This is a genomic window from [Scytonema hofmanni] UTEX 2349 (genome assembly GCF_000582685.1).
GTDB classification, from domain to species: domain Bacteria; phylum Cyanobacteriota; class Cyanobacteriia; order Cyanobacteriales; family Nostocaceae; genus Hassallia; species Hassallia hofmanni.
The window spans coordinates 40,929-53,984 of sequence record NZ_KK073765.1 but is presented as its reverse complement, the minus strand read 5'-3'; the positions used below and the strand labels follow the sequence as shown (position 1 = coordinate 53,984).

At 38.7% G+C, this 13,056-nt stretch carries 13 protein-coding genes and 1 pseudogene; 10 read left to right on the top strand and 4 right to left on the bottom strand.

What is annotated here, in order from left to right:
- Nucleotides 1-21 precede the first annotated feature (21 nt).
- From TOL9009_RS0103045 to TOL9009_RS0103020, 6 genes are all read left to right on the top strand, one after another.
- A complete protein-coding gene (locus tag TOL9009_RS0103045) occupies nucleotides 22-366 on the top strand; it encodes an ArsR/SmtB family transcription factor (protein WP_029631085.1) in 345 nt (114 codons plus the stop codon).
- Nucleotides 367-520: 154 nt separating this feature from the next.
- Nucleotides 521-1,720 (top strand): MFS transporter, encoded by a 1,200-nt coding sequence (locus tag TOL9009_RS0103040; protein ID WP_029631083.1) that lies wholly within the window; start codon nucleotides 521-523, stop codon nucleotides 1,718-1,720.
- A gap of 109 nt (nucleotides 1,721-1,829) precedes the next feature.
- Complete coding sequence (locus TOL9009_RS0103035) at nucleotides 1,830-2,573, top strand: COG4705 family protein (RefSeq protein WP_029631081.1); 744 nt, start codon at nucleotides 1,830-1,832, stop codon at nucleotides 2,571-2,573.
- A 59-nt stretch (nucleotides 2,574-2,632) separates the two neighbouring features.
- Complete coding sequence (locus tag TOL9009_RS0103030; protein WP_029631080.1) at nucleotides 2,633-3,307, top strand: response regulator transcription factor; 675 nt, start codon at nucleotides 2,633-2,635, stop codon at nucleotides 3,305-3,307.
- Between the two features lie 15 nt (nucleotides 3,308-3,322).
- On the top strand, nucleotides 3,323-4,564 hold the full coding sequence (locus TOL9009_RS0103025) for a sensor histidine kinase (RefSeq protein ID WP_029631078.1): 1,242 nt from the start codon (nucleotides 3,323-3,325) through the stop codon (nucleotides 4,562-4,564).
- A 96-nt stretch (nucleotides 4,565-4,660) separates the two neighbouring features.
- A complete protein-coding gene (locus TOL9009_RS0103020) occupies nucleotides 4,661-5,062 on the top strand; it encodes a YkvA family protein (RefSeq protein ID WP_084763091.1) in 402 nt (133 codons plus the stop codon).
- Between the two features lie 21 nt (nucleotides 5,063-5,083).
- Here the strand turns inward: TOL9009_RS0103020 and TOL9009_RS0103015 are convergent, their stop codons facing one another.
- The 3 genes from TOL9009_RS0103015 to TOL9009_RS0103005 form a co-directional block, all read right to left on the bottom strand.
- Nucleotides 5,084-5,527 carry a DUF2127 domain-containing protein gene (locus TOL9009_RS0103015; protein ID WP_029631075.1) on the bottom strand — a complete coding sequence of 148 codons (444 nt, stop codon included), beginning with the start codon at nucleotides 5,525-5,527 and terminating at the stop codon, nucleotides 5,084-5,086.
- 67 nt (nucleotides 5,528-5,594) lie between these two features.
- Nucleotides 5,595-5,738 carry a hypothetical protein gene (locus TOL9009_RS45040; protein ID WP_199341383.1) on the bottom strand — a complete coding sequence of 48 codons (144 nt, stop codon included), beginning with the start codon at nucleotides 5,736-5,738 and terminating at the stop codon, nucleotides 5,595-5,597.
- Between the two features lie 295 nt (nucleotides 5,739-6,033).
- Nucleotides 6,034-8,118, bottom strand: coding sequence for a BamA/TamA family outer membrane protein (locus TOL9009_RS0103005; RefSeq protein ID WP_029631073.1), 2,085 nt, complete (start codon nucleotides 8,116-8,118; stop codon nucleotides 6,034-6,036).
- Nucleotides 8,119-8,873: 755 nt separating this feature from the next.
- On the opposite strand from TOL9009_RS0103005, the pseudogene TOL9009_RS37785 reads away from it, so the two are divergent.
- Nucleotides 8,874-10,017: pseudogene (locus TOL9009_RS37785) on the top strand (IS4 family transposase).
- 100 nt (nucleotides 10,018-10,117) lie between these two features.
- Nucleotides 10,118-10,462: a hypothetical protein gene (locus tag TOL9009_RS37780; protein ID WP_242055366.1), complete on the top strand. Its 345-nt coding sequence runs from the start codon at nucleotides 10,118-10,120 to the stop codon at nucleotides 10,460-10,462.
- Between the two features lie 63 nt (nucleotides 10,463-10,525).
- Here the strand turns inward: TOL9009_RS37780 and TOL9009_RS0102990 are convergent, their stop codons facing one another.
- A complete protein-coding gene (locus TOL9009_RS0102990; protein WP_029631071.1) occupies nucleotides 10,526-11,074 on the bottom strand; it encodes a PepSY domain-containing protein in 549 nt (182 codons plus the stop codon).
- A 282-nt stretch (nucleotides 11,075-11,356) separates the two neighbouring features.
- Between TOL9009_RS0102990 and TOL9009_RS0102985 the strand changes: the two genes are divergently transcribed.
- Nucleotides 11,357-12,151 (top strand): sporulation protein YpjB, encoded by a 795-nt coding sequence (locus tag TOL9009_RS0102985; RefSeq protein ID WP_029631069.1) that lies wholly within the window; start codon nucleotides 11,357-11,359, stop codon nucleotides 12,149-12,151.
- 348 nt (nucleotides 12,152-12,499) lie between these two features.
- On the top strand, nucleotides 12,500-12,676 hold the full coding sequence (locus tag TOL9009_RS46810; RefSeq protein WP_186227463.1) for a hypothetical protein: 177 nt from the start codon (nucleotides 12,500-12,502) through the stop codon (nucleotides 12,674-12,676).
- The last annotated feature ends 380 nt before the right edge of the window (nucleotides 12,677-13,056 follow it).

The window sequence follows — 13,056 nt, the reverse complement described above, 5'->3', positions numbered from 1 at the left end:
AGATGTAATATTTAAGTCTGTATGTTAAAATCTTCACCTCAAGCTCTTGCTCCCGTTGCTGAATACTTTAAAGTCTTGTCAGAAGTAAGTCGGCTGCAAGTTTTGTGTTGTCTCAAGTCAGAAGCGAAAAACGTGACAGAAATCATCCAAGAAACCGGACTGGGACAAGCAAACGTTTCCAAACATTTGAAAGTATTGATGCAAGCGGGTATAGTCACTCGTCAACCACAAGGAATCAGTGTTTTTTACCAAATTACTGACCCGATAATTTTTGAGCTATGTGAGTTAGTGTGCGATCGCCTTGCTATTCGGCTGCAAGAACAAACACAACAATTAGAACAACTACAAGCACTACGCCAACCGTAAAAATTGCTCCAAATTGAGGTTTCTCGAAGTCGATAGAATTTCATTCTGATTTCATCGTCAAGTGTGATGATAATAAATGCAATTAACTGTGATTTGACAATTACAGCTTTCTCTTAGCACCGAATTGCCAGTCATCAACTCAAAGGTAACAGCAGTGACAACAAAAACTTTTCAAACCATCCCCCGTAATGTCTGGGTTTTGGGATTTGTCAGCTTGTTAACTGACATTAGTTCCGAGATGATTCATTCGGTGTTGCCGTTATTTTTAGTTTCGGCATTAGGAGCAAATTTGCTAACAGTTGGGTGGATTGAGGGAATTGCAGAATCAACTGCTTCTGTACTGAAAGTTTTTTCAGGAGCCTTAAGTGATTATTTAGGACAGCGTAAGAAATTAGCTGTTGTTGGTTATGGATTATCTACCTTAGTTAAACCTCTGTTCGCATTGGCAACTAGTCCTGCTTGGGTATTGATGGCTCGTTTTGGCGATCGCGTTGGCAAGGGAATTCGTGTAGCTCCCCGCGATGCAATAGTAGCAGATGTTACCGATAGCGCTAATCGTGGAGCTGCCTACGGTTTGCGGCAATCTTTAGACACCATCGGCGCATTCACTGGGCCACTAGTTGCATTCATTTTGATGTCTTTTTCAGGACAGAACTTTCGTCTAGTTTTCTGGTTAGCGGTGCTTCCCGGTATTTTAGCAGTAGCTCTTTTAACAACTGGCGTGCGCGAACCTGACAATAGAAATAATCAAAGGCAGAATAATCCTCTACATTGGTCTGCTTTGCAAAGTTTGGGTAAAAGCTACTGGGTGCTAGTTGCGGTTGCACTACTATTTAATCTCGGTAACTCTAGCGATGCCTTTTTATTACTCCAAGCACAGCAAGCTGGAGTATCCGCCTCACTAATACCACTCACTCTAGTTGTAATGAATATAGCTTACTCTCTCAGTGCTTATCCATTAGGATTGCTATCTGACCGCATTGGTAGATTGGGGCTGCTAGTGGGTGGATTTTGTGTGTATGCTTTAGCATATTTAGGTTTTGCATTTGTTGATGCTCCTTGGCAGGTGTGGGGACTATTTGCGCTGTATGGTCTGCATCAGGGCATGAGTCAAGGCATATTGTTAGCTCTGGTAGCAGATAGAGTTCCATCCAATCTGCGGGGTACTGCTTTTGGGTTAATTAATTTGGCTACTGGTGTAGCGCTTTTACCAGCTAGCTTGTTAGGAGGTGTTTTGTGGCAAACAATCAGTCCAAAAGCAACTTTCATCACTGGAAGTATTTTCGCTTTGAGTGCGATCATATTACTGCTGGTATTTGAAGCCGGAAGACGAAAATCAGTAGGTAAAGAGTAAAAATCTTCATTGCCAGCTATCTCTTTCCAAGTTCTTGACTTTTTCTCTCTACGATGAACCTGCAAGTTCAGATAACGTGTTGGTAGTCCAGCAGCAAATAGGAGCAATAATGAACAAAGTTGCAAAAGTCACAATTTTCTTTTGGATTATGAAGATCATTGCCACGACGCTGGGCGAGACGGCAGGTGACTTCATCTCAATGTCTCTTGGGCTGGGGTATTACGTAGCCTTTGCCATAACTTTTGCCATTCTGGCTATTTTCCTGTTTTTTCAAATTCAATCCGACAGATATCGTCCAGCCCTTTACTGGTTGGCCATCATTGCGACAACCACAGCCGGAACTGAAGTTTCAGACCTGATGGATCGATCTTTGGGGCTGGGCTACGCAATGGGATCGCTTATCCTGGTAGCCTGTCTGTTGAGCGTTCTTGCCATCTGGTATTACCGGGATCGAGATTTGAGCGTTTATCCAATCGTGAGGAAAGACGCAGAGACAACGTATTGGCTGGCGATTGTGTTCTCCAACAGTTTGGGAACGGCCTTTGGTGATTTTCTGACAAGCAACTTAGGACTGAGCTATATCCAGGGCGCATTGGTAACAGCCAGCGTCATTGGTGTTGTCATTGCCCTTCACTACGTAACAAAGTTGAACGATGTTCTCCTATTCTGGCTCGCGTTCATCTTCACGCGACCCTTTGGAGCTACCTTCGGCGATTTTCTTACCAAACCGATAAAAGATGGCGGTTTATCACTGCCAAGGGGCTATGCTTCAGCGATCGCCTTTATCCTGCTGGCGGTTGTCCTATTCTTTTCCGTGCGAAAGGAGAAAAAAGTGCGTTACCCAATTGAGTGATGCTTTTAAGCAGATAGATGACTATTTTTTGTTAAATACAAAATAAATAGTATAGAAATATGAGAATTTTAATAGTTGAAGATGACGATCGCATTGCTAAACCCTTAGCCGAAGATCTAAAACATCAACATCATGCTGTTGATATTGCTGGTGATGGAATTGAAGGTTGGGAATACGCCCAAGCAGGTAATTATGATTTAATTTTATTAGATTTAATGTTGCCGCGCTTAGATGGGATCACTCTCTGTAAACGGCTACGTGCTTCTAATTGTAATGCTTTTATTCTGATGTTGACAGCACGAGATACAACCCCAGATAAAATAATTGGACTTGATGCTGGTGCAGATGATTATTTAGTTAAACCATTTGAACTAGAAGAATTAGCAGCACGAATTCGAGCTTTATCTCGAAGGAGTCCAGAAACTCGCCAATTAATTTTAATTCATGGTGAGCTACAACTAGACCCTAGTAATTGTCATGTCACCTATGCAGATAAGCCTTTATCATTAACACATAAAGAATACATGATATTGGAATGTTTTTTGAAAAATCCTACTCAAATTTTGACTCGCTCGGCAATTTTAGATAAATTGTGGGAGTTTGATAAATTATCTGGAGAGGAAACCGTTAAAACTCACATTACAAATTTAAGAAAGAAACTGAGAGCGATAGGAAGTTCAGAAGATTTTATCGAAACTGTCTACGGTGTTGGTTATCGTCTGTGTCCTAAGTGAAGGCAAATTTAACTTATGTTTGAAAAAATTCGCCGTCGTTTACTGTTGTCTTATTTAATCGTATTATCATTAATCTTAGGTGGATTTGCAATTGCTGTTCGGATTGTCTTTACCCATAGCCTCCATAAACAACAAACACAAAAACTTGCTGCTCTAGCACAAGTTGCTGCTGCTAATGCCGAGTTTGATAACGGTAGAATTAAAATTGAAAATGACTTACCTCAAGATAAATTATTTGAAAATCATCAAGGGTTAAACTGGTTTGATACTAAAGGTAATTTAGTAGAAAAACAGGGACAAGATATTTTAAGTTTACCTGCTCATGTAAAAGAAGGAGAACAAATTAATACAGTTGGTAAAAATCGCATTCAGTCTGTTACTTTACCAATTATTAGTAGTGATGATAAACAATTCATTGGATATGTAAGAGCTAGTCAATCTCTAGAAGAATTCGATGAAACTTTAAATAAATTAGATTTGGGGTTAGGCGGTGGAATTGTTGTAGCTTTGATTATTAGTGGTGCTGGTGGAGTTTGGCTAACTCGTCAAGTGATGCAACCAATTGAAGAAAGCTTTGAACGGTTAAAACAGTTTACTGCTGATGCTTCCCATGAACTCCGCAGTCCTTTAATGGCGATTAAAAGTAATGCAGGGGTAGCACTAAAGTATCCAGAAGGAATGCGAGAAACTGACGCAGAAAAATTTCAGGCTATTTCTAGTGCTACTAATCAAATGACTCGCCTCACTGAAGATTTATTATTTTTAGCTCGTCATGATAATATTCCTAGCCGGAGTAAAGAAACTGTTAATCTCAGTTCAATTTTAAATAACTTAGTGCAACTATATCAGCCGCAAGCGATCGCTAAACGAATTAATCTGAAAAATCAATTGAATGAGAAGCTTTATTTGTTAGGTGATCCGAATCAGATAACACGATTATTCACTAATTTAATTCAAAATGCTATACATTACACACCGTCAGAAGGGACAATAGAAATTACAGCTAATCGTTCTGCTTCCGATATATTAGTTAATGTCCAAGATACAGGTATAGGAATTTCACCAAAAGATTTAGGAAATATTTTTGAGCGTTTTTGGCGAGCAGACAAATCACGTTCTTATAATTCTGGTGGTTCTGGTTTGGGCTTGGCTATTGCTCAAACTATTGCTCAAAATCACGGTGGATTAATTACTGTTATAAGTCAGCTAGGAGTTGGTAGTTGTTTTACAGTGCGCTTACCATCCGTTTCCTCTTAACATTTTTCAATTCTAGACAAACAAAACTTGTACAATGTGATAATCCTATTTTGAAAAAATGAAAGCGAAGATTCTAAATCATAGGATGATACCTAAATGATGCACAGTTGGAAGCAAAGAGTAAAAAAACTAAAACAGGAAACCTATACACTTTATTATGCCTGTAAAGACTCTAGACTACCTTGGCATACTAGGCTGCTTGCAATCTGTGTGGTTGCCTACTTACTCAGTCCCATCGACTTGATTCCAGATTTTATACCAGTATTGGGTTATTTAGATGATTTACTTTTAGTTCCAATTGGTATTATTTCACTCTTAAAGCTAATTCCAAAAGATGTAATGGATGAATCGCGTGAAAAGGCTATAGCCGCAATTGCTACTGGTAAAAATAAACCAACCAATTTGTTAGCAGCAGGTATCTTCATTTGCATCTGGATACTGACTGGAATAGTATTCTTATTTTGGCTAAAAAAGTTACTTGTAAAAATGCCGAGATAGCCCTAAAACAGTTTAATTTACTCACTGCTTGTAGAAATGGCGTATTAAGTAATTTAACACAGCAATGTTTACTAAAAAAACTATTATTTTCAATATTGATATTCCTTTGATTAACTCATAGATTTCGGGAGGTATACTAATACCAACTAATCCAATAACTAGTATTTTTGCCCAGGTTTTTTCATACCATAAACCGATAGCCTCAATAGCTGTTACAACTGCATATATTACAGTGGCAATTCCACTAAATTTTAAAGTTTGTGGTTTGATATTAATAATTTTTTCTAGTAACCACTCAATAACTTCGCGTTTACCTTCCAATATGTAAGATTCGGAAAAGACCACAAGAGTATCATGTTTTTTTAAAGCTAACAGTAGAACAATAGATGTAGCTGTAAGTAGTAAAGCAACAAAGCCTTTATAAATAACAATTGCTATCAAGCCTGGAGGACGTTTCTCGATCATTTAATTTTCCTTACTTGTTACTTTATTGCTTGCTTAAAGTTAAATAATTTGTCAATAAAAACAGTAATTATTTTGTGTATTGAGTTTTGGTGCTTTTCTCAAATAGCTCGTCAAGTTTCTCAGGACATAAAATTGTTTCGAGAAGTCCGCGAACCATTACTGAAACCGGACTTTCTTCTACAAAACGCTCAAACACTTGACCTAGAACCATTCTAGCTATTCCCTCTCTAGCAACTATATTTTTTCAACTAACTATAGTTTGAGGGTAATTACAAGACCTTGAAAGGGCTGGTCCTAGATTTTACCAAAGACTGTAACAGCAGTGTCAGTAGTAGCGCGACTACAACTGATATAACTGCGACAATATAGCGAGTTAAGCGATCGCAACTCAGGTGATAAAGTTGTCTAATCGGCAAGAGATTGATCAAATAAGCCATGCTCAATCCTAATATTTTACTAATGCTATCTGCGTCATCCGTTCATACGCTTTACTGACTGCTGAAAACTTAAAACCTTTCGCCAATACCAAAATTGATGCGGTTGTCACCATCGCCATTGATGCCATAGTCAATGCGAATTGGCCCCAGTGGCGATTGTACGCGCAGACCAAGACCATAACCGTAGCCACTACCATTTTTGTTCAGTACCTCAGATGGCTTGGTATTACTTCCGAAATCACTACCAATATCAAAAAATAGTGCGCCACTGACGACTGAGAAAATGGGGAAGCGATACTCAGCCGAGGCTTGTATGTAAGTACGTCCACTACCTAATCCTCCTTCTTGATAACCCCGAACGGAGTTACTACCACCAAGGGTAAAGGCTTCGTAAGGAGGCAAGTCACCAAGAACAGTTCCACCCTGCAAGTTAAATGCTAAGGTTTGTGGCCCTTTGGTAAGACTAATAAAGTTGACGGGAAAATACTGGCTATAGTTACCTCGTAATCTGGTAAGAAAAATATTGCCTAGTCCTACTGGTACTGACTGATCGACTCCGAAGCGGAGATAAGAACCGCTAGAGGGTTGTAAGGAATTATTACGGCGATCGCGTTGTACCCCTAGTTGCAACAACAGCAAATCGTCTTCACCTTGTCCAGACTTGCTAAGTGGAACTAGTTCAGTAGCTATTCCATTCTTGAACACGGTTCCTTCTTTTCTGATGTTGCCATTAGCATCACGGGTGGAAACTCGTTGATATTGCAAACCTGCTGAAGCCGTCCATTCGGAATTTTTGTCAGGATTATTGCTCAGGGGACGAGTAAAGGTGACACCGCCGCCTAGACGGAGGACACGGGGGCGATCGCCATTCGTTTTCCCTGTTTCAAAGGTCTTAATATCATTATTTTTGCCATCAAAAATCAACGAAATGGAGCTACGGCGAAAAAGATTAGTGGTGTAAGAAGTCCGATAAGGATCTCCCGCAATCCAGGGTTCTGTAAATCGCAGGTCAAACAGCAAATCCCTCTGTCCCACCTGTACTTCCGCACCCAATTTTTGGTTTCTTCCGTTTAGGTTTTGCTGTTGATAGCTAACAGTGCCAAACAGTCCACTAGCAGAACTAATGCCACCCCCAACTGCAACCGAACCGCCACTGCGTTCGGCCACATTCACCACTACATCTACTTTGCTGGGGTCAGTGCTAGGGTCAAGGGAGACATTTACATCTTCAAATAGCCCTAATCCATATACCCGTTGCAAGTCTTTTTGCACAGTATTACGGTTGAATACTTGTCCCGGCTTCAACTCCAATTCGCGCTGAATGATATACTCCTGTGTCCGACCTCGTACTGGTTGTCCCTTTTCGTTTGTCTCTTGACCTTCTTTATTGCGGAACCGGACTCTAATATTCTCCACCACCCCTTCTGCTACTTGCAGGGTGACAACTCCGTTTTCAGCAACTTGCGGTGTTCCAATCACGTTGGCTAGCACGTAACCCTGGTCTTGATACCGCTTAGTTAATAGCTTGATACTCTCTTGTAAGTCGCGCAAATTCAAGATTCTGCCATACTGCTCACGAAAGACTTCATCCACAGCATTAGTAGATAGTAAAGAGGGAACACCTGTGCCAGGATTAGCTTGCACTTCTACCTTAGTCAGAACAGGGTTAGGTTGCACTACAAAGCTTACTTTTACTCCCAAAGGGGTATCCTCTGGCACTACTTGAACATTGGAGAAGAAGCCAGTAGCAAATATAGCGTTTATATCTTCTTGCAATTGGGAGCGGGTTGTGGTTCGTCCTGGTTGAGTACGAATTACTTTGTATACTTGGTTTTCTAGTTCTGGTAAGATTTGCCCTACCTGATATCTAACTGCTACTTCCGATATCAACACAGGGGCTTCAGTTGCTTCTGGGGCTTTGTTGGTTTGAGTATTTCCTGGAGTTATGGGAAATACAGGTATTGCCGCAGGCGCGTTGGCATTCTTTTGACCAAGAGTGGTGTCGGAGTCTTTTTCCGACTGCTGATTGATTCTTGGTATAAAAACCTTTGTTGTCTGTTTGAAACTGTCAGCAGTTTGTCCATTTGCATTCTTGCATTCGCTTAAAGGAACTGCAATTGCTACTACTGCTACCAATACGGGGAATAGACGCATTTTACTTTACATTCCTCATAGTTACCACACGCGGTACTCCATAGGAGTCACTTAGCGATCGCTTCCGGTGGGGCGTAGCCAATCGCAAAGCAATCATGCTCTTATGCAAGCAACTGACCACCAAAGCCAAAAATGCTGATGAAAGCTATAGCTATAGCTAGATTAATTGAAATATTCATGGTGTAAATTTATCTGAAATATAGGTTTGTGATTATAAGCAGCAAAGGTCAAGAACTTGGAAAGATTCAGATGAAGGACTTAATTTTTTTATGACTTTATTCCTCAAGCGATCGCAGAATATTTTTTTAAATTGAAGCAAATCTTTCCGAGTTCTTGACTTTTATTCTCTATAATTCAATCCAACAACCTTACTCATCCAGGTTATTGAACTCTAATTAAAGGAGTGAATGAAATGAAAAATTATGCAAAAGTGATAGTAGCTGCTGTTACTATAGTGTGATACAAAAGTGCCATTTTTAATATTGCCTAAAGTTTTAGGATTTTACATCTGCAATATTTTTAAAGTTTAGCCAGAATCACAAATAATACTTTATTCGATGATGAATCTTGCCGAAACTTTTTTTTCAGAGATTAATCTTGCAACAAGACAGACGCTAGTGATTACAGAAGGGTTGCTATCATATCTACCTGAAGGGGCGACAAAGTAGCTTGAAAAGCTTATGAGATAAACCGTGTAGCAATTTGTGGTAAAAAAAGATAGGTCTACTTTTGTCAACAAGACTTATCTAATGACAATGATACCTCTATTCTACCAAACACACTTAAAAAGTCAATTCAGCCCAACTGAATACTTGTTGTTAACTATTTTAATTAATGTTCTACAGTCCATTAAAAAAGTGAATTTGGAAGCGTTAGCAACTGCTCTACCAATTCCCATTTTATTTCAAAGCAGAAGAAAGAAATTACAAAGATTTTTGTCATTCCCCTTCCTAACAATTGAAAGAATTTGGTTTCCTATTGTTACCACATGGTTGTCAATATATTTTCAACCTGGCGAAATGATTTATGTAGTCATTGATCGCACTGCATGGGGTTGCATTAATCTATTTGTAATTAGCGTAGTTTGGGATAAAAGAGCCTTTCCTATATATTTTGAACTCTTATCAAAGTTAGGAAGCAGCAATCTGGATGAACAAAAATCATTGATATCTCAAGTTTTACCACTTTTTAATAATTATAAAATTTGCATATTAGGCAACGCGTGAATTTTGTTCAGTCAAACTAGCAAATTGGCTCCGAGAGCAAGATATGTCTTTTTGTCTTCGTTTGAAAAAGAACGAATTTATTGAAATTAAACATGATATTTGGAAAGAATTAAATAACTTAGGTTTATCGCCGGGAATTTCTTTTTTTTTCCAAGGAGTTAAGGTAACTAAACAAAAAGGATTTATCGGTTTTAACGTGGCTTGTAAATGGAAACGTAAAATTCAAGGAATAGCGCCAAAAGAAGGATGGTTTATCGTCACAAATTTAGTGACTTTAGAGTTAGCGATCGCAGCTTATAAAAGGAGATTCGATATAGAAGAGATGTTCCGAGATTTTAAGAGTGGCGGCTACAACTTGGAAGGGACTAAGGTCTCAAATAAGCGTTTAATATCTCTGATTTTATTAATAGCCATCGCCTACACATCTGCCACAATACATGGACAACAAATTAAACAAAAAGGTGTGCAAAAATATGTGGGTCGCGTGAAAGAATATGGGCGTATCGAAAGACGGCACAGCACTTTTTATATAGGATTATATGGTCAAACATGGGTTAATTTCATGGAATCATGTGAAGATTTAGTCACGAAATTAATAAGATTATGTCGCAATAAATCGAAGTATTATCAACGAGGTCTAAGAGCGATGGAGCTTATTCTATCTGCATCTTAGCCCTTTTGTCGCCCCGTCAGCATATCTACATGAAACCCAAGTAGCATTACTTGCAACCGATATTTATGAGCAATCTAATCTAAATTGGTGGCTATTTGAATTGGAATCATCATTAGCGTTAAAAAATTACGATCAAGTTTACGCTCGAAAAATTTTTGACCAATATTTTGCGAATGGAAATAAAACCTTGTTATTTGCTCCTGAGCAAGGGGCAGAATTTTTTCAACAGTATAATTGGAAAGTTGCAAAATCTGTATCTGCATGGAAAGAGTTACACCGACTCAACCGAGGAATAAAATTTACCTGGTTACTAGAAATAATTATGAAATTGGTTGCTAATGAATATTGGGAAAAAATTCAGCAGCAAGGTAGTATTGTATTGCTTGAGAGAAGCCCCGCCGTCGGCGATCTAGTAAAAACAAAGGAGGTTGTTGAAAAGAGATGATTCAACAACCTCGTATTTAGCTATTTACAGCTAAACATCACTTACAACTAGTGATAAATTACTCTACTTACTACCTTCATTTGTTTCCTGTTCGTTATTATTCTCCGTAACTTGAATGCTACTCTTTGGACGAGAAGCCTCATTTTCATCGCTTTCCTGGTTAGCATTCTCAGTGTAGAGAACTTTACCATTACCAGCGTCAACTTTCACCTCTTTTTGACCAATTTTTACAGCATAAACTAAGTTACCATCTTCATTTTCGAGTTTTACACTACTAGCTTTATCACCGACAGAAGTTTCAGCAGCTTGTTTAGCTTGTTCTGCTGTAATTTTAGCTAAAGCTTGTAGTTTTTTGTCCTCTTGCTGTTCTTCTTGATCATCATTAGTTTCACCGTCACCATCACTTGCTTGAGCTATTTTAGTGTGATGAACACCATTCTTCATGATTTCAGGAGCTTCTGTAGCGTCATTAGCTTCGCCATCTCCGTCACTAGCCTGAGCTACTTGTACACTGTTTTGAGAAGTAGAGGCACTTACTGTTTTGACCACTGCACCAACACCTAAAATACTCATTAAAGCAGCTGCTAAAGCGATTTTTGTTGAAGTTCTCATGTGTGTCAATCCTAGAAATTTTTGTTTGTTGAGCAATCCAAAGTAGTTATCATTACTGTGTTTTTCACACCTGTATTTGAGTTGCTATGACATCACTTTAAAGATAAAAAGTCAAGAAGTTGGAAAGATTGTTTGAGATTATAAAAAATAAGTTTAATAACTATATCTAAGTTATAAATAAAGGATTTTAAAAATTTTTTACACTCAATCAAATCTTTCCAAGTTCTTAACAAATGGTATCTATAGTAAAACTACAAACATGGATTGAGGCATATAGGATTTATGAATAACTCAACAAAAATCATTGTTATCGGTTCTTTGCTTGGTACTTTAGGTATCGCTGGTTTGCCAAAAGCTATCTCTATAAATCAACCCCAGTTACCTGTTGCAATTATGCCACAGCATTACAGCAGCACTCAGATGATGATTAATAAAGATGTGGAAGTCAATGAAGAGAGAGAAAAGCTAGATGCAGCTAACGATGCTGATACTGAAGTAAATGATGATAAAGTACCAACTTTCCTTAGCCAAGTAGGTGAATACGGTGAAAGTGTCTACGATATGGCTAAAGCCAATGATTGGACAAAAGCCACAGCTAATCTTACCTTGCTTGAAAATGCAGCAAAAAGTCTACATACCGAAATCAAGGGTGAGAATAAAACAGAATTAGCACAGTTGGATTCCAAAATAGCAGCACTCAATAAAGTTGTCACCGCTAAAAATCGCATATCTGCAATGCGCGACGCTAACCAAGTGACGTTACTCGCTGCTAATATTACCAAGGAATTTGAACCAAAAGTACCAGTTGAGGTAACGCTACTTGATTACTATGGACGCGAGTTGGAAATTTGGTCAGCAACAGGAAATACAAGCCAGCTGAAAAAAACTGCATCGGAGATGCGCCGCACCTGGAATGCAGTTAGACCATCTATCTTAGCGCGTGGAGGAACTGCACAAGTACAGAAATTTGATGGACTTGTTGCTAGTGTTGAGGCGGCTAAATCATCTAAAGATTATGGTCGTCTTGCTACCCCTGTACTAGATGAAGTGGATAATCTAGAGAAGGTCTTTAAATAGTAATACTTAGACTTTCTGATACTTGAGTATGCTCAATGCTTGAGGTATTGGTACTCACAAAAACAAGCTCTAGATACACAAATTAGTTGACTATTACATTAGCAACTAATCATAGATAGCATTGGACTACTTTTGGAGTTTGAGAGATGACCCCACCTAGTTACCCAAAAAATCACACCACAGCACCACTTTGGCGATCGCAGTCAATCTACTGAGTATTGTTATCTCCTACTAGACAGAGAAACCCGCAAGCTTTATCTGGGAGAAGGCGAGGTAGTTGAAAGTTGCCTAACAGAGCCACAAACATTAGCATTGCTAGCGGCTTTGGACTCCCCTCTAGCTGTCCCTATGACAAATAACGATCAGAAACGATGGCTTAATTGGTCAAATTTACAGACTCATCCAATAATAATTGGTAGTGCTTTATTAGTATTACTTGGTCTACCCACAATTGGATTTGGTGCTGCTGTAATTTTAGACGAGAAAGATTGGGTAGAAGTGGAACTGCCTGAATGGATGGATTGATCAACTTGGTGTGTCTAAGCTTGTAAGTTAATTCCAGGTTTGGTATGTGAAGATTGTGTCGGATTTTACCAATTGAATTTTTATTTTGCGGTACAAGTGAGGTTTAGTTTAAACCAGTTACATCGCAATACCTATTTTGAAGTGTATGCAATCTCTCAAATACTTGTACAAGTGTGACAGTACTAGTTGCTATTAATAGTAAGGACAAAAGTGAACTGGAAATTTAATGCTTAGTTCCAGAAACGAACTAATATATTTTGGTAAACTAACGACCAAAAACTCTAACCAACGTGCAAAAAAAACCTTTACGCACCCGCGTTAGTACAGAAGAGTATAGACTATTACAGCGTCTACGCGAACACAAAGGTAAGTTATCAGAA